Origin of the sequence: Agrobacterium sp. LR_9 (assembly GCF_041954855.1) — a bacterium.
Lineage (GTDB): Bacteria > Pseudomonadota > Alphaproteobacteria > Rhizobiales > Rhizobiaceae > Agrobacterium > Agrobacterium leguminum.
Map to the genome: position 1 here is coordinate 1 of NZ_JAVAYA010000043.1, position 15,821 is coordinate 15,821.

Sequence of the window (15,821 nt, forward strand, 5' to 3'; positions counted from 1 at the left end):
GAAGCCGGAAAACTCTAGCCTCAGATGGTCCAGAAACCTGGGGCGGTTCACGCCTGATGAGGGTTTAATGATGGTTGGTGGATACGAGTAGTAGCATCCCTAGGGTATGGATTTAACTATTCCCTCCCAAACCCTTCGCCGCGACGGCAAAACCTTAGTCATTGTGTCGGCTAAGATCTGAACACAAAAAGCCGGGCGATCTCTCGCCCGGCTTTTAAACTCATGACGCCTGAACGGCGTCAAACCTTATGCAGCTTCGGCAGCAGCAGCTTCAGCGGCAACGCGCGCCTTGTCGGCTGCGCCCTTGGCGTCAACGTCGCGCTCGACGAATTCGATGACGGCGAGAGCGGCATTGTCGCCCTGGCGGAAGCCGGCCTTCATGATACGCAGGTAGCCGCCGTTGCGGTTTGCGTAACGGGCTGCGATCGCGTCGAACAGCTTGCGGACGGCGTCCTGATCCTTGATCTGCGAGATCGCCTGACGACGAGCGTGCAGGTCGCCGCGCTTGCCGAGGGTGACGAGCTTCTCAACGATCGGGCGAATTTCCTTCGCCTTCGGAAGCGTGGTGACGATCTGCTCATGGGTGATGAGCGAAGCAGCCATGTTGGCAAACATTGCCTTGCGGTGGCTGGCGGTTCTATTGAGCTTGCGGCCTGAATTACCGTGGCGCATTGCTATTCTCCTTCTTCGCAGGTTCCTTCTCTAAGGCCTGCCGTTTCCTGGCACATGCAGATGACTTATCTGCTGTTTGACGGGGAAAGGCAGTCTTTAAAGGGTCTGCCTTTTTGATTGTTAGTACTGGTCTTCGTAACGCTTTGCGAGATCTTCGATGTTCTCAGGCGGCCATGCCGGCACTTCCATGCCGAGGTGCAGACCCATGGAAGCGAGAACTTCCTTGATTTCGTTCAGCGACTTGCGACCGAAGTTCGGCGTGCGAAGCATTTCGGCTTCGGTCTTCTGGATCAGGTCGCCGATATAAACGATGTTGTCGTTCTTCAGGCAGTTTGCCGAACGAACGGACAGTTCGAGCTCGTCGACCTTCTTGAGAAGCGCCGGGTTGAACGCGAGTTCGGTAACCGATTCTTCTTCTGCTTCCTTCTGCGGCTCGTCGAAGTTGACGAAGACGCCCAGCTGGTCCTGAAGAATGCGAGCGGCGAAGGCAACGGCGTCTTCGCCGGAAACCGAACCGTTGGTCTCGATCGTCATGATCAGCTTGTCATAGTCGAGAACCTGGCCTTCACGGGTGTTTTCCACCTTGTAGGACACTTTCTTGACCGGAGAATAGAGGCTGTCCACCGGAATGAGGCCAATCGGGGCATCTTCCGCGCGGTTGCGCTCAGCCGGTACGTAACCCTTGCCGTTGTTGACGGTGAATTCCATGCGGATTTCAGCGCCATCGTCCAGCGTGCAGATCACGTGGTCGGGGTTCAGGATCTCGATGTCGCCAACCGTCTGGATGTCACCAGCGGTTACGGCGCCCGGGCCCTGCTTGCGCACGACCATGCGCTTGGAATCATCGCCGTCCATCTTGATGGCGATTTCCTTGATGTTGAGCACGATATCCGTCACATCTTCCCGAACGCCGGGGATGGAGGAGAATTCGTGCAGGACACCGTCGATCTGCACGGCCGTCACAGCGGCGCCACGCAGAGAAGACAACAGAACGCGACGCAGCGCGTTGCCGAGGGTAAGACCAAAACCACGCTCCAGCGGCTCGGCAACCAGGGTTGCCTTGGTGCGGCTGGACGAGGTGAACTCGACCTTGTTCGGCTTGATAAGTTCCTGCCAGTTCTTCTGAATCATCTTTAAACCTTCCGTTCGCCGCCACCATCCAATCGTGACGGACCGAGCATGAAAACACCGAGAGGAACCTAATTCAGCGGTTCATCGGTGGGTTCTTGAGCGCAAGTCCGCCGATCGAAATCGACGCGCACACGCCAGATACACGAAAATTCCGCCAGACCTGAGGTAAGGCGGAATTTCCGAACCACGGTCGCGTCAGACGCGGCGCTTCTTGCGCGGACGGCAACCGTTGTGCGGGATCGGCGTCACGTCGCGAATGGAAGTGATCATGAAACCGGCAGCCTGCAGGGCGCGAAGTGCCGATTCACGGCCGGAACCCGGACCGCAAACTTCAACTTCAAGCGACTTCATGCCGTGTTCCTGAGCCTTCTTCGCGCAATCTTCAGCAGCAATCTGGGCAGCGAACGGGGTCGACTTGCGCGAACCCTTGAAGCCCTTGGCACCAGCAGACGACCAGGCAATGGCGTTGCCCTGTGCGTCGGTGATGGTGATCATCGTGTTGTTGAAGGTCGAGTTGACGTGCGCGACGCCAGACGTGATGTTCTTACGTTCGCGACGGCGAATACGTGCGGCTTCCTTGGCCATTTTATACCTTTCATTGATCTCTTCACCGCCGTAACACCAGCGGCTACACCGGCGATCAACCCCATCGGAGCTTCACGCCAAACTCAGAAAGGCTGGCGCGGACTGCACCAGCCTCCCCTTTCCGGAGAACCGGAAAATTACTTCTTCTTACCAGCGATAGCCTTCGCCGGACCCTTGCGGGTGCGGGCGTTGGTGTGCGTGCGCTGACCGCGGACCGGAAGGCCACGACGGTGACGCAGGCCGCGGTAGCAACCGAGGTCCATCAGACGCTTGATGTTCATCGAGGTCTCACGACGCAGGTCGCCTTCGACCTGGTAGTCGCGGTCGATGGCTTCGCGGATCTGAAGAACTTCAGCATCCGTCAGCTGATGAACGCGCTTCTCAGCCGGAAGACCGACCTTGTCCATGATTTCCTGCGCGAATTTCGGACCGATCCCGTGAATGTAGGTCAGCGCAATAACAACGCGCTTCGCGGTCGGGATGTTGACGCCAGCGATACGTGCCACGTCTCTTCTCCTTGGTTCCAGTTGCCATCCGGCAAGTGGTGATTCCATTCGAGCGGCCGACAAGACCGCCAGTTCAAATTGGTGTCCGTGACAAGTCAAAACGACCGAACCCGGATCTCCCTTCCCTTAGGGAAATCCGCGCCAGTCGCTTGGGATGTCGCGAGTTGGCGCGGTGTTTAACGGAATCAGCGCAAAAAAGCAACCGGCTCCGCCAAGATTCTTTTACGATCCAAAGGATCTGCCGCCATGCGCAAGCGAGATATGGGCAAGAGCGCAACAGCCTCGCCCATCCGCTCGGTCGATCAGGCGGAGGCTTTCTCGAGAACGCGCTCGATAGCCTCGGTGACGGCATCGACATCAGCCATGCCATCCAGCGTCACGAGCTCGCCCTGTTCGCTGTAATAGGCAGACAGCGGCGCGGTCTTCTCGCGATATTCCGTCAGGCGCTTGCGGAACGCTTCCGGATTGTCATCCGAGCGAACCGTACCGCCGGCGGCAATGGTTTCAGCCACGCGGTTTTCGATTCGGCGAATCAACGCCTCTTCGTCCACCTTGAGTTCGATGACGGCATCGAGGACCAGATTCTTCTTGCGCATGTTCTCGGCAAGCGCCTTGGCCTGCGGAACGGTGCGCGGATAGCCGTCGAGAATAAAGCCCTTGGCACAGTCCGGTGCTTCGATGCGTTCGGAAACGATCTGATTGACGATATCGTCGGAAACAAGCCCGCCGGCATCCATGACGGCCTTGGCGCGTTTGCCGATTTCGGTGCCCGCGCTGACCGCAGCGCGAAGCATGTCACCGGTGGAAAGCTGCGGGATCCCGTACTTGTCCGTCAGCCGCTTGGCCTGGGTTCCCTTGCCCGCACCCGGCGGACCCAAAAATATCAGTCTCATCGTCCCCTCTTTCCTCCACGCAACTTCGACTTCTTGATCAGCCCTTCATACTGCTGCGCGATCAGGTGACCCTGAATTTGCGCAACCGTGTCCAGAGTTACACTGACAACGATCAAAAGCGAAGTACCACCAAGGGCTAATGGAATGCCCGTGCGTGCGATAAGTGTCTCAGGAAGGATACAGACGAAGACAAGATAAATCGCGCCGACCACGGTGATGCGGGTCAGGACGTAATCGATGTACTCCGCGGTGCGCTCGCCCGGACGGATGCCCGGAATGAAGCCACCATGCTTCTTGAGGTTATCTGCGGTGTCCTTCGGATTGAAGACGATCGCCGTATAGAAAAATGCGAAGAACGCGATCAGCAGGCCATAGAGCGCCATGAACAGCGGCTGCCCGTGCTGCAGCGACGCGATGATCGAGGTTGCCCAGCCCGGCAGGTTGGTGTTGCCGGCAAAACCCGCAGCCGTTGCCGGCAGCAGCAGCAGCGAAGATGCGAAGATCGCGGGAATGACGCCAGCCGTGTTGAGCTTCAGCGGCAGATGCGAAGTATCGCCCTGGAACATGCGATTGCCGACCTGTCGCTTCGGATATTGGATCAACAGGCGGCGCTGGGCGCGTTCCACGAAGACGATGAGCGCGATGACGCCGATGGCGACCACAACGACCGTCAGGATGAGCGGGGTGGAAAGCGCACCGGTACGGCCGAGTTCCAGCGTGCCGGCCAGCGCCTTGGGCAGGCCTGCGGCAATGCCCGCGAAGATGATCAGCGAAATACCGTTGCCGATACCACGCGAGGTGATCTGCTCACCCAGCCACATCAGGAACATCGTGCCGCCGAGCAGCGTGATTACGGTGGAAATGCGGAAGAACCAGCCCGGATCGACCACGAGGCCGTTGCCGCTTTCGAGGCCTACCGCAATGCCATAGGCCTGCAGCGTGCCGAGCAGCACCGTGCCGTAGCGCGTATACTGGTTGATGATCTTGCGGCCGGCTTCGCCTTCCTTCTTCAACGCTTCGAGCGAGGGCACGACCGACGTCATGAGCTGCACGATGATCGAAGCGGAGATGTAAGGCATGATGCCGAGGGCGAAAATCGCCATGCGCTCGACGGCGCCACCCGCAAACATGTTGAAAAGACCGAGAATACCGTTGGCCTGGCCACGGAAGGCCTGCGCATAGGCTTCGGGGTTCAGGCCCGGAAGCGGAATGTGAGTGCCGAGACGGTAGACGAGAAGTGCGGCAAGAGTAAACCAGAGACGCTTTTTCAGATCCTCCGCCTTAGCGAAGGTCGAAAAATTCAGGTTCGAAGCCAGTTGTTCCGCTGCTGAAGCCATAAATTTCTCCGAATGACCCTTGCCAGCCAGCGCAACCGGCCGATGCGGAAAGGTCTAAAAGATACTGGTCAAAACCGGGCTTCGGACAAATGCGGCTCTGAGCCGCCATCATGCCTCACCCTGTTTTTTATGTCCTATCCCCTCCCCTACGGAAGTTCAAGAACTGTGAGGCTCTCCCTGCAGCACTTTCTGCCGCAAGCGGGGCCGTGGAAGCACACCGCGAAGAGATTGCCCTGATGCTCTATAAATCGATTTAGATCGAAAGCACCATAGGCCAGGGAGCGCAAACGCCCGGAGCGACGAGCCCCGGGCGTCTGAAGTCTATATATTACTCGGCGGCTTCTGCTGCAACTGCGAGAAGCTTGATCGAACCGCCAGCCTTTTCGATCTTTTCAATTGCGGGCTTGGAAGCGCCGGCAACTTCGAAAGCGACCTTGGCCTTCAGCTCGCCGTCGGCGAGAATGCGTACGCCGTCCTTGGCGCGGCGGATAACGCCGGCAGCCTTGAGAGCAGCGGCATCGATCGTTGCGGAAGCGTCAAGCTTCTTGGCGTCGATGGCGGTCTGAATGCGGCCGAGCGATACGACAACATATTCGGAAGCGAAGATGTTATTGAAACCGCGCTTCGGCAGACGACGGTAGATTGGCATCTGACCGCCTTCGAAGCCGTTGATGGCGACGCCCGAACGAGCCTTCTGACCCTTCACACCGCGACCACCGGTCTTGCCCTTGCCGGAACCGATACCGCGACCTACGCGGATACGATCCTTGGAGGCGCCTTCGTTGTCTCTGATTTCATTGAGTTTCATGATAGGTTACTCCGTCTCACTTCTCGTCAACGACGCGAACGAGATGCTGGACCGCACGGATCATGCCGCGGACCGCCGGAGTGTCTTCCAGGGTGCGCTGACGATGCATCTTGTTGAGACCCAGGCCGATCAGCGTCTGGCGCTGGATTGCCGGGCGGCGAATGGGGCTGCCGATCTGTTCGACCGTAACAGTCTTCTTGGCTTCAGTAGTCTTCTTGGCCATGATCCAGCTCCTTATTCTTCAGAAGCGTTGCCGGAAGCGGCACGACGAGCCTGAAGGGTCGCATACTTCAGACCGCGCTGTGCAGCGATGTCCTTCGGATGAACCTGATGCTTCAGAGCGTCGAACGTAGCGCGAACCATGTTGTACGGGTTCGAAGAACCGGTCGACTTGGCAACAACGTCATGAACGCCGAGCGTTTCGAAAACGGCGCGCATCGGACCACCGGCGATGATACCGGTACCGGCCTTGGCCGAACGCAGCAGAACCTTGCCTGCGCCATGACGGCCATTGACGTCGTGGTGCAGCGTGCGGCCATCGCGCAGCGGAACGAAGATCAGATCGCGCTTTGCGCTTTCGGTTGCCTTGCGGATCGCTTCCGGAACTTCACGAGCCTTGCCGTGACCGAAGCCAACGCGGCCCTTCTGGTCGCCAACGACAACGAGAGCGGCGAAGCCGAAGCGACGGCCACCCTTAACAACCTTTGCAACGCGGTTGATCGCGACCAGCTTGTCGACGAATTCGCTATCGCGCTCTTCGCGGTTCTGACGCTCTTCGCGGGAACCTCTTTTATCCTGTGCCATTGTCCTTGTCCTTTTTCTTTTGCGGGTGGAACGGCAAACGAAAAGACCAGCGGTCCCGATGAAGAGATCCGCATGGTCCGGTGAAATTCCGCCCGGATCGTTGTCCGGGCGGAAACTGCAGCGCGAAAAGCGCTACAGCATCTTTGTTGGTGCATGATCCTTTCTTTCGATCTCAAAAAATCGAAAGGGTCATGCACTCAGAAGTTCAGGCCGCCTTCGCGGGCAGCGTCTGCCAGGGCCTTGATGCGGCCGTGGTAGATGAACGCGCCACGGTCGAATACGACATCCTTGACGCCAGCCTTGACGCCACGCTCGGCAACCAGCTTGCCGACAACAGTTGCTGCTGCAACGTCGGCGCCGGTCTTGAGCGAGCCGCGCAGATCGGCTTCGAGCGTGGAGGCAGACGCAAGCGTCTTGCCAGCAACGTCATCGATGATCTGGGCGTAGATGTTCTTCGACGAGCGATGAACCGACAGGCGCGGGCGGCCGTTGGCAACCGCCTTGATCTGGCGGCGCACACGGCTCGCGCGACGTGCAAGTGCTTCTTTCCTGCTAGCCATTTCGCGTGATCCTTACTTCTTCTTGCCTTCTTTGCGGACAATACGCTCTTCAGCGTACTTCACGCCCTTGCCCTTGTAGGGCTCGGGACCGCGGTATTCGCGGATTTCCGCGGCTACCTGGCCAACCTGCTGCTTGTTGATGCCGGAAACGATGATTTCCGTGGGCTTCGGGACGGCAATGGTGATGCCGACCGGCGGCTCGTAAACAACATCGTGGGAAAAGCCGAGAGCCAGCTGCAGGTTCTTGCCCTGCATGGCGGCACGGTAACCGACGCCGTTGATTTCGAGCTTGCGCTCATAGCCGTCCTTAACACCCTTAAAGATGTTCTCGATCATCGTGCGGGACATGCCCCACTTCGAACGAGCTTCCTTGGTGCCGTTAGCCGGCGTTACGGAAACGCCGTTATCTTCGAGCTTCAGCTGAATGTCGTCGTTAGCGACGAAAAACAGTTCACCCTTCGGGCCCTTAGCAGTAACCTTCTGGCCGTCGACATTGGCCGTCACACCTGCTGGAACCGGAACGGGCTTTTTACCGATACGAGACATTATTCAATCCTGTCTGTTCGTTATGGAGATCCTTGCTCGGGTCTTAGAAGACCGAGCAAAGAACCTCGCCACCAACGTTCTGTTCGCGAGCCTGGTGATCGGCCATCACGCCCTTCGGGGTCGAAAGGATGGTGATGCCGAGGCCGTTCGCGACCTGCGGAATGGACTTTACCGAGACATAAACCCGGCGGCCCGGCTTGGAAACGCGGCCGATCTCACGGATCACGGACGCGCCTTCGTAGTACTTCAGCTCGATCGTGAATTCGGACTTGCCGTTTTCGAAATCGACCTTGGAATAACCGCGAATGTAGCCTTCAGCCTGCAGCACGTCGAGAACGCGTGCGCGGAGGCTGGAAGCCGGCGTGCTTACCGAAGACTTGCGGCGAGCAGCACCATTGCGGATGCGGGTGAGCATATCACCCAAAGGATCAGTCATGGTCATGTGCCCGTCTCCTTACCAGCTCGACTTGACAATGCCCGGCACCTTGCCGGAATTGCCCAGCTCACGAAGCGCGATACGCGACATCTTGAGCTTGCGATAGAACGCGCGCGGACGGCCCGTTACTTCGCAGCGGTTGCGGATACGCGTCTTCGAGCCGTCACGCGGCAGCGAAGCGAGCTTCAGAGTGGCCTTGAACCGGTCTTCGATCGGAAGGGACTGGTTCATCACGATCGCCTTCAGTGCGGCGCGCTTGGCGGCCTGCTGGGCGACCGACTTGCGGCGGCGCTTGTTCTTTTCAACTGCGCTTGTTTTCGCCATATCGGAGTTCCTTTTCTACGCTCGTCGTTACGGTTAGTGACGGAACGGGAAGTTGAACTCTGTCAGCAGAGCCCGAGCTTCGTCGTCCGACGTCGCCGTCGTGCAAACGATGATGTCCATGCCCCACATCTGATCAACCTTATCGTAGTTGATCTCAGGGAACACAATGTGTTCCTTGATGCCCATGGCGAAGTTGCCACGGCCGTCAAAGCTCTTCGGGTTCAGGCCCCGGAAGTCGCGAACGCGCGGAAGCGCGATGTTGACCAGACGATCAAGGAATTCGTACATGCGGGCGCCACGAAGGGTAACCTTCGCACCGATCGGCATGCCTTCGCGAACCTTGAAACCTGCGATCGAGTTGCGAGCGCGGGTAACGACCGGCTTCTGGCCGGCAATCGCAGCCAGGTCACCGGCAGCGATGGTGGGCTTCTTGGAGTCAGCAGTCGCTTCGCCAACGCCCATGTTGATCACGATCTTTTCAAGCTTCGGGATCATCATGACGTTTGCGTAGGAGAACTTCTCCTGCATGGCGCCACGGATACGGGAAACGTATTCCGTCTTGAGACGCGGCTCGTACTTATCAGCCATCGATCACTTCTCCCGAACGCTTGGCCACGCGGACCTTCTTGCCATCCACAACCGAGAAGCCAACGCGGGTCGGCTTGCCATCCTTGTCGACGATGGCGATGTTGGAGATGTGCAAGGATGCTTCCTTGTTGATGATGCCGGCTTCCTGGGCCTGGGTCTGGCGCTGGTGACGCTTCACCATGTTAACGCCACGCACAACGGCCCGGTCTTCCTTCGGCAAAACCTGGATTACTTCGCCGGTACGGCCCTTGTCCTTACCGGTCAATACGACAACCTTGTCGCCTTTACGAATTTTCTGCATCGCTTGTCGCTCCTTACAGTACTTCCGGAGCCAGCGAGATGATCTTCATGTGGTTCTTGGCGCGAAGTTCGCGCGGAACCGGTCCGAAGATACGGGTGCCGATGGGCTCTTTCTTGTTGTCGATAAGAACGGCTGCGTTGTTATCGAAACGGATGACGCTGCCGTCAGCGCGGCGGATGTCCTTGGCGGTGCGCACGACAACCGCCTTCATCACGTCGCCCTTCTTGACGCGGCCGCGCGGAATAGCTTCCTTGATGGAAACGACAATAATGTCGCCAACAGAAGCATATTTGCGCTTCGAGCCGCCCAGCACCTTGATGCACATGACACGACGTGCGCCGGAATTATCCGCCACGTCGAGGTTTGTTTGCATCTGAATCATGTCAGGTCGCCTTCTTGTTGTTACCGGAACGGTTGGGCAAACTCTCCCGAGTAAGCCCCCTGCCCCAGCTTATGAATATCTCTTTTTTTGCGCGGAAATGTCGTGACAGGGTGGTTTCCCGAAGGACCTTCCGTGCGCATCAAAGCAAAAGACGCTCGATTCACGAGCGTCCTTGCGGTGCTTCATACAGGAATTCGCGCCAAGTGCAAGACACCTGGCGCGATTCTGATGAAATTAAGCCTGGGCGGAAACGACCGTCCAGCGCTTGTCCTTGGAGATCGGTGCGCATTCCTCGATGGAAACGACATCGCCGACCTTATACTGATTGTTTTCGTCGTGTGCCTTGTACTTCTTCGAACGACGAACGGTCTTCTGAAGCAGCGGGTGAGCGAATCGGCGCTCAACCCGGACTACGACAGTCTTCTCGTTCTTGTCGGACACTACGACGCCCTGCAGAATGCGTTTCGGCATATTATTCTTCCTTAGGCCTTGGCTTCTGCCGCCTTCTGGCGGGCAATGGTTTTAACGCGGGCGATATCCTTGCGGACTTCGTTGATGCGCGAGGACTTCTCCAGCTGACCAGTTGCCTTCTGGAAGCGCAGGTTGAACTGCTCCTTCTTCAGATCGGCGAGCTTGTCCTTGAGCTGGTCGGCGCTGAGGCCGCGAACTTCATCGGCTTTCATGTGCCTTGCTCCTTACTCTGCGATGCGCTGTACGAAGCGCGTCTTGACCGAGAGCTTGGCAGCGCCGAGACGAAGCGCCTCACGGGCGATCTCCTCGGACACACCGTCGATCTCGAACATCATACGACCGGGCTTGACTTTGCATGCCCAGTAATCGACCGAACCCTTGCCCTTACCCATACGAACTTCGGTCGGCTTTGCCGTGACCGGAACGTCGGGGAATACGCGGATCCACACGCGACCTGCGCGCTTCATGTAACGCGTGATCGCGCGGCGGGCCGCTTCGATCTCGCGTGCATTCACGCGGTTCGGTTCCTGCGACTTCAAGCCGAATTCACCGAATGCCAGGTCAAAGCCGCCCTTGGCGACGCCCTTGATGCGTCCCTTGAACTGCTTACGGTACTTAGTACGCTTTGGCTGCAACATTTTCTTACTTCTCCGAGCTTATCTTTCGCCAGCGTCAATCAAGCGTTTTCGCGACGACGATCGGGACGATCGCCACGCTCACGGCTTGCAGGGCCCTGTGCGTCGCCTTCGAGACCGCGACGCTCAGAAGCCATCGGATCGTGCTCAAGGATTTCGCCCTTGAAGATCCAGACCTTGATGCCGCAAATGCCGAATGCGGTTTCAGCTTCAGCCGTGCCGTAGTCGATGTCCGCACGCAGCGTGTGCAACGGAACGCGACCTTCGCGGTACCATTCGGTACGAGCGATTTCTGCACCGCCGAGACGGCCGCCGCAGGTGATCTTGATGCCTTCGGCGCCAAGACGCATTGCGGACTGAACAGCACGCTTCATCGCACGGCGGAAAGCCACGCGGCGCTCGAGCTGCTGAGCGATCGACTGGGCAACCAGCGTCGCGTCGATTTCCGGCTTGCGCACTTCAACGATGTTGAGGTGCGTTTCGGAGTTGGTCATCTCGGAAAGCTTCTTGCGAAGCTTCTCGATGTCTGCACCCTTCTTGCCGATGATCAGACCCGGACGAGCCGAGTGGATCGTAACGCGGCACTTCTTGTGCGGACGCTCGATGACGACCTTTGCGATACCGGCCTGCTTGAGTTCCTTGATCAGGTAAGCCCGGATCTTCAGGTCTTCATGCAGCAGCTTGCCGTATTCTGCGGTGTCAGCGTACCAGCGGCTATCCCAGGTACGGTTGATGCCGAGGCGGAAGCCGATCGGATTGATTTTCTGACCCATTATGCGGCCTCCCCTTTTTCCTCGACTTCACGAACAACGATCGTGAGGTGAGCGAACGGCTTTTCGATGCGGGAAGCACGACCACGGCCACGAGCGTGGAAACGCTTCATGGTGATGGACTTGCCAACATAGGCCTCGGCGACAACGAGAGCGTCGACGTCGAGGTCGTGGTTGTTTTCCGCATTGGCAATCGCAGATTCCAGCGTCTTCTTGACGGTGCCTGCAATGCGCTTGCGGGAGAATTCGAGCTCGGCGAGAGCGCGATCAACCTTCTTGCCACGGATAAGAGCGGCAACCAGGTTCAGTTTCTGGGGGCTGACGCGGAGCGTACGGGCAACGGCCTGAGCCTCGTTGTCCTTCAGCCGGCGTTCGGTCTTAGCCTTCGCCATGATTACTTCCTCTTTGCCTTCTTGTCCGCGCCGTGACCGTAATAGGTACGGGTCGGAGAGAATTCACCGAACTTGTGTCCGACCATGTCTTCGTTGACGGAGACGGGCACATGCTTGCTGCCGTTGTAGACGCCGAAGGTCAGACCAACGAACTGCGGCAGGATCGTGGAGCGACGGCTCCAGATCTTGATTACTTCGTTACGTCCGCTCTCGCGCACCTTCTCAGCCTTGGTGAGAAGATAGCCGTCAACAAACGGACCTTTCCATACTGAACGAGCCATTAGTGACTACCTCTCTTACTTCTTACGCTGATGGCGCGAGCGCATGATGAACTTGTCGGTCGACTTGTTCGAACGGGTGCGCTTGCCCTTCGTGGGCTTGCCCCACGGAGTAACCGGGTGGCGACCACCCGACGTGCGACCTTCACCACCACCGTGCGGGTGGTCGACCGGGTTCATGACGACGCCGCGAACGTGCGGACGCTTGCCGCGCCAACGGGAACGACCGGCCTTGCCGTCGTTGATGTTGGCGTGGTCCGAGTTCGAAACAGCACCGATCGATGCAAGGCACGAGCCGTGCACCAGACGCTGTTCGCCCGAGTTGAGACGCAGGATGGCCATGCCGGCATCGCGGCCGACGAGCTGGACATACGTACCGGCGGAGCGAGCGATCTGACCGCCCTTGCCCGGCTTCATCTCGACGTTGTGGATGATCGAACCGACCGGAATGTACTGAAGCGGCATGGTGTTGCCGGGCTTCACGTCCACTGCCTTGTCGGAGGCGATCACCTTGTCACCGGCAGCGAGACGCTGTGGCGCGAGAATGTAAGCCTGTTCGCCGTCGGTATACGTAACCAGCGCGATGAACGCGGTGCGGTTGGGGTCGTATTCCAGACGCTCAACGGTGCCTTCTACGTCGAACTTGCGACGCTTGAAGTCAACCAGACGGTAGGTCCGCTTGTGACCGCCACCCTGGAAACGGACGGTGATCCGGCCCTGGTTGTTACGGCCACCCTTGGAGCTGAGGCCCTGGGTGAGAGCCTTTACCGGCTTGCCCTTGTAGAGCGAAGCGCGGTCCACGATAACCAGCTGGCGCTGGCTCGGCGTGGTCGGATTGAAACTTTTCAATGCCATTTTCTTGTTCCCTTTTGGGTCTTTGCCCGCTTGGGCCTAACCTTTAGAGTCCGGTGGACACGTCGATGGATTGACCTTCGGCGAGCGTGACGACGGCTTTCTTGACGTCCTTCAGCTTACCGGCGAATCCACGGAAACGACGGGTCTTACCCTTGCGGATAAGCGTGTTCACAGCCGTGACTTTGACGCCGAAGAGAGCTTCCACGGCAGCCTTGATCTCAGGCTTGGAAGCATTCTTGGCGACGTTGAATACGACCTGGTTCTGTTCGGATACCAGCGTCGACTTTTCCGTGATCGAAGGAGATACGATCACATCGTAGTGGCGAAGATCCGTCATTTGAACCGCTCCTCCAGAGCCTCTACAGCAGCCTTGGAAAGCACCAGCTTGCCACGGCGCAGGATGTCGTAAACATTGATGCCCTGAACCGGCAGAACGTCCACGTTCGGGATGTTCTGAGCAGCGAGCTTGAAGTTGCCATCAAGTTCGGCGCCGCCGATAACGAGAGCGTTGGTCAGGCCAAGCGAAGCGAAGCTGCCCAGCAGAGCCTTGGTCTTTGCTTCGGACGCGACGAGCTGATCGACGATGATCAGTTCTTCAGCCTTCAGCTTTGCAGACAGGGCGTGACGCAGAGCGAGCGCGCGAACCTTCTTGGGAAGATCGTGTGCATGGCTGCGAACGACCGGGCCGTGGGCCTTGCCGCCGCCGCGGAACTGCGGTGCGCGAGCCGAATGGTGACGAGCGCGGCCCGTACCCTTCTGCTTGTACATCTTCGCGCCGGTGCGGGAAACTTCCGACCGGTTCTTGGACTTGTGGGTTCCCTGCTGCTTCTTTGCAAGCTGCCAGCGAACCATGCGGGCCAGGATGTCCTGGCGGGGGTCGAGGCCGAAGATCTCATCCGACAGAGAAACCTTGCCGGCGTCTTTTCCCTCGAGGGTCTTGACGTTCAATTCCATGATAAGGCTCCCTTACTTCGCAGCCGACTTGACGGCGTCGCGGACGATGATCCAGGAACCCTTCGAGCCGGGAACTGCACCCTTCACGAGGATGAGGCCACGGTCTTCATCGGTCGAAACGACTTCGAGGTTCTGGGTCGTAACGCGCGTCTGGCCCATATGACCAGCCATGCGCTTGCCCTTCCAGACGCGGCCCGGATCCTGGTTGTTACCGGTCGAACCGTGTGCACGGTGCGATACGGAGTTACCGTGCGAAGCGCGGCCACCACCGAAGTTGTGACGCTTCATAGCACCGGCAAAACCTTTACCGATCGTGGTTCCAGTGACGTCGACCAGCTGGCCGGACTGAAAATGATTTGCGGTCAGTGTTGCACCGATGTCGATCAGGTTCTCGGGGGAAACCCGGAACTCGACGAGCTTGGCTTTCGGTTCGACATTGGCAGCGGCAAAATGACCGCGAAGCGCCTTCGTCGTGTTCTTGACCTTGGACTGGCCGGCACCGAGCTGAACTGCGGTATAGCCATTCTTGTCTTCCGTGCGCTGGGCAACGACTTGTACGTTATCCAGTCGCAATACTGTTACGGGGATATGTTCACCTGCGTCGTTATAGACGCGTGTCATACCCACTTTCTGTGCAATCACACCTGAACGCATTGGTTCATCCTCTTGCGAGCCTTGAAGGGAAAACCCTCTCTGGCCTTTGTTAAGGAGTGCCCTTCGACATCTCACGATGTTTCCGGTCTCCGGTTTGGAAGTCGTTGGATTACTCCACGTACCTTCCTTGTTATTGGCCTTCACCCAAAGGTGAAGTCCGGCCTTGTTACTTCAGCCCTCACCTTGAATGGATCGGGCCGGGTCTTAGAGCTTGATTTCCACGTCAACGCCAGCAGCGAGGTCGAGCTTCATCAGAGCATCGACAGTCTGCGGGGTGGGGTCAACGATATCGAGAAGACGCTTGTGCGTCCGCATTTCGAACTGTTCACGGCTCTTCTTATCAACGTGAGGAGAGCGGTTGACGGTAAACTTTTCGATGCGGGTGGGGAGCGGAACCGGGCCGCGAACGCTGGCGCCGGTGCGCTTTGCGGTCGACACGATTTCACGGGTAGAGGCATCGAGGATCCGGTGATCGAACGCCTTGAGGCGGATACGGATATTCTGGCCGTTCATTCGTCTTGTCCTTGTTCTTTGTTATTCGTTTCCGCACGCGGAAACACATGAACTTCTATTGATCGTGGCGCCGCAGATTTTCAAAAATCGAGAGAAATGCGCTGTCGCATCCCAATCATTTCAATTGTCTGTATTGCTAAAACACCGCGTTTCGCAATCGCTTGCGAATCCAGCGGTGAGTGTGAGTGCGCGTTTACGCGCTTTCACCGAATTTTTCAAGCACTAAAAATGCAACGCCGCCAGGCTTTTTACCAAAAGTCCGGCGGCGGTGTTGTTCACACCGCCGCCAGTCAGAATTTCAAAGGTCGAAATTACTCGACGATCGAAGCCACGATGCCGGCGCCGACGGTACGGCCGCCTTCGCGGATAGCGAAGCGCAGCTTTTCTTCCATCGCGATCGGAACGATCAGCTCGACGTCAACGGTC

At 58.1% G+C, this 15,821-nt stretch carries 27 protein-coding genes and 1 pseudogene; all 28 read right to left on the minus strand.

The features are described 5' to 3' along the window. Positions 1-246 precede the first annotated feature (246 nt). Complete coding sequence (rplQ, locus tag RAC79_RS24980) at positions 247-672, minus strand: 50S ribosomal protein L17 (RefSeq protein ID WP_003521014.1); 426 nt, start codon at positions 670-672, stop codon at positions 247-249. Between the two features lie 120 nt (positions 673-792). Next, positions 793-1,803, minus strand: a complete 1,011-nt coding sequence (locus tag RAC79_RS24985) for a DNA-directed RNA polymerase subunit alpha (protein WP_003495228.1) — start codon at positions 1,801-1,803, stop codon at positions 793-795. 195 nt (positions 1,804-1,998) lie between these two features. Then, entirely contained in the window at positions 1,999-2,388 is a 390-nt protein-coding gene (gene rpsK, locus RAC79_RS24990; RefSeq protein ID WP_003521013.1) for a 30S ribosomal protein S11, read from the minus strand. 137 nt (positions 2,389-2,525) lie between these two features. Beyond that, positions 2,526-2,894 carry a 30S ribosomal protein S13 gene (gene rpsM, locus RAC79_RS24995; protein WP_035263425.1) on the minus strand — a complete coding sequence of 123 codons (369 nt, stop codon included), beginning with the start codon at positions 2,892-2,894 and terminating at the stop codon, positions 2,526-2,528. A gap of 302 nt (positions 2,895-3,196) precedes the next feature. After that, positions 3,197-3,787: an adenylate kinase gene (locus RAC79_RS25000; RefSeq protein WP_003521011.1), complete on the minus strand. Its 591-nt coding sequence runs from the start codon at positions 3,785-3,787 to the stop codon at positions 3,197-3,199. Then, positions 3,784-5,124: a preprotein translocase subunit SecY gene (gene secY, locus RAC79_RS25005; RefSeq protein WP_003521010.1), complete on the minus strand. Its 1,341-nt coding sequence runs from the start codon at positions 5,122-5,124 to the stop codon at positions 3,784-3,786. Before secY ends, RAC79_RS25000 begins: the two co-directional genes overlap by 4 nt. A gap of 328 nt (positions 5,125-5,452) precedes the next feature. Beyond that, positions 5,453-5,932: a 50S ribosomal protein L15 gene (gene rplO, locus RAC79_RS25010; protein ID WP_003521009.1), complete on the minus strand. Its 480-nt coding sequence runs from the start codon at positions 5,930-5,932 to the stop codon at positions 5,453-5,455. A 16-nt stretch (positions 5,933-5,948) separates the two neighbouring features. Then, positions 5,949-6,155: a 50S ribosomal protein L30 gene (gene rpmD, locus RAC79_RS25015; RefSeq protein ID WP_020812287.1), complete on the minus strand. Its 207-nt coding sequence runs from the start codon at positions 6,153-6,155 to the stop codon at positions 5,949-5,951. An 11-nt stretch (positions 6,156-6,166) separates the two neighbouring features. After that, complete coding sequence (gene rpsE, locus RAC79_RS25020; protein ID WP_004442585.1) at positions 6,167-6,736, minus strand: 30S ribosomal protein S5; 570 nt, start codon at positions 6,734-6,736, stop codon at positions 6,167-6,169. 197 nt (positions 6,737-6,933) lie between these two features. Further along, positions 6,934-7,296 (minus strand): 50S ribosomal protein L18, encoded by a 363-nt coding sequence (rplR, locus tag RAC79_RS25025; RefSeq protein WP_003521008.1) that lies wholly within the window; start codon positions 7,294-7,296, stop codon positions 6,934-6,936. Between the two features lie 12 nt (positions 7,297-7,308). Further along, the gene (gene rplF / locus RAC79_RS25030; protein WP_003495204.1) at positions 7,309-7,842 is read right to left on the minus strand and encodes a 50S ribosomal protein L6; all 534 of its coding nucleotides are present in this window, start codon (positions 7,840-7,842) and stop codon (positions 7,309-7,311) included. Positions 7,843-7,885: 43 nt separating this feature from the next. Then, entirely contained in the window at positions 7,886-8,284 is a 399-nt protein-coding gene (rpsH, locus tag RAC79_RS25035) for a 30S ribosomal protein S8 (protein ID WP_003521007.1), read from the minus strand. A 12-nt stretch (positions 8,285-8,296) separates the two neighbouring features. Further along, positions 8,297-8,602: a 30S ribosomal protein S14 gene (gene rpsN / locus RAC79_RS25040; RefSeq protein WP_003507785.1), complete on the minus strand. Its 306-nt coding sequence runs from the start codon at positions 8,600-8,602 to the stop codon at positions 8,297-8,299. A gap of 33 nt (positions 8,603-8,635) precedes the next feature. Beyond that, a complete protein-coding gene (rplE, locus tag RAC79_RS25045) occupies positions 8,636-9,190 on the minus strand; it encodes a 50S ribosomal protein L5 (protein WP_003495201.1) in 555 nt (184 codons plus the stop codon). Further along, positions 9,183-9,491 (minus strand): 50S ribosomal protein L24, encoded by a 309-nt coding sequence (rplX, locus tag RAC79_RS25050; RefSeq protein ID WP_003521006.1) that lies wholly within the window; start codon positions 9,489-9,491, stop codon positions 9,183-9,185. Before rplX ends, rplE begins: the two co-directional genes overlap by 8 nt. A 13-nt stretch (positions 9,492-9,504) precedes the next feature. Beyond that, positions 9,505-9,873, minus strand: coding sequence for a 50S ribosomal protein L14 (rplN, locus tag RAC79_RS25055; protein ID WP_003495199.1), 369 nt, complete (start codon positions 9,871-9,873; stop codon positions 9,505-9,507). A gap of 234 nt (positions 9,874-10,107) precedes the next feature. Next, on the minus strand, positions 10,108-10,344 hold the full coding sequence (rpsQ, locus tag RAC79_RS25060) for a 30S ribosomal protein S17 (protein WP_003495195.1): 237 nt from the start codon (positions 10,342-10,344) through the stop codon (positions 10,108-10,110). A gap of 11 nt (positions 10,345-10,355) precedes the next feature. Continuing rightward, a complete protein-coding gene (rpmC, locus tag RAC79_RS25065; RefSeq protein ID WP_003495193.1) occupies positions 10,356-10,556 on the minus strand; it encodes a 50S ribosomal protein L29 in 201 nt (66 codons plus the stop codon). Between the two features lie 12 nt (positions 10,557-10,568). Beyond that, positions 10,569-10,982 (minus strand): 50S ribosomal protein L16, encoded by a 414-nt coding sequence (gene rplP, locus RAC79_RS25070; protein ID WP_003495190.1) that lies wholly within the window; start codon positions 10,980-10,982, stop codon positions 10,569-10,571. A gap of 38 nt (positions 10,983-11,020) precedes the next feature. After that, complete coding sequence (gene rpsC, locus RAC79_RS25075; protein WP_003495188.1) at positions 11,021-11,752, minus strand: 30S ribosomal protein S3; 732 nt, start codon at positions 11,750-11,752, stop codon at positions 11,021-11,023. Beyond that, positions 11,752-12,141, minus strand: a complete 390-nt coding sequence (rplV, locus tag RAC79_RS25080; RefSeq protein WP_003521005.1) for a 50S ribosomal protein L22 — start codon at positions 12,139-12,141, stop codon at positions 11,752-11,754. Before rplV ends, rpsC begins: the two co-directional genes overlap by 1 nt. Positions 12,142-12,143: 2 nt before the next feature. Next, the gene (gene rpsS, locus RAC79_RS25085; protein ID WP_003507772.1) at positions 12,144-12,422 is read right to left on the minus strand and encodes a 30S ribosomal protein S19; all 279 of its coding nucleotides are present in this window, start codon (positions 12,420-12,422) and stop codon (positions 12,144-12,146) included. A 15-nt stretch (positions 12,423-12,437) separates the two neighbouring features. Continuing rightward, positions 12,438-13,274, minus strand: coding sequence for a 50S ribosomal protein L2 (rplB, locus tag RAC79_RS25090; RefSeq protein ID WP_003521004.1), 837 nt, complete (start codon positions 13,272-13,274; stop codon positions 12,438-12,440). 43 nt (positions 13,275-13,317) lie between these two features. After that, positions 13,318-13,611, minus strand: a complete 294-nt coding sequence (locus tag RAC79_RS25095; protein ID WP_003521003.1) for a 50S ribosomal protein L23 — start codon at positions 13,609-13,611, stop codon at positions 13,318-13,320. Continuing rightward, entirely contained in the window at positions 13,608-14,228 is a 621-nt protein-coding gene (rplD, locus tag RAC79_RS25100) for a 50S ribosomal protein L4 (RefSeq protein ID WP_003495173.1), read from the minus strand. Before rplD ends, RAC79_RS25095 begins: the two co-directional genes overlap by 4 nt. A 12-nt stretch (positions 14,229-14,240) precedes the next feature. Then, a complete protein-coding gene (gene rplC / locus RAC79_RS25105; protein ID WP_003507769.1) occupies positions 14,241-14,882 on the minus strand; it encodes a 50S ribosomal protein L3 in 642 nt (213 codons plus the stop codon). A gap of 204 nt (positions 14,883-15,086) precedes the next feature. Further along, positions 15,087-15,395 carry a 30S ribosomal protein S10 gene (rpsJ, locus tag RAC79_RS25110; RefSeq protein WP_003507767.1) on the minus strand — a complete coding sequence of 103 codons (309 nt, stop codon included), beginning with the start codon at positions 15,393-15,395 and terminating at the stop codon, positions 15,087-15,089. Between the two features lie 311 nt (positions 15,396-15,706). Beyond that, positions 15,707-15,821 (minus strand): annotated as a pseudogene (locus RAC79_RS25115) (elongation factor Tu); the annotation flags it as partial.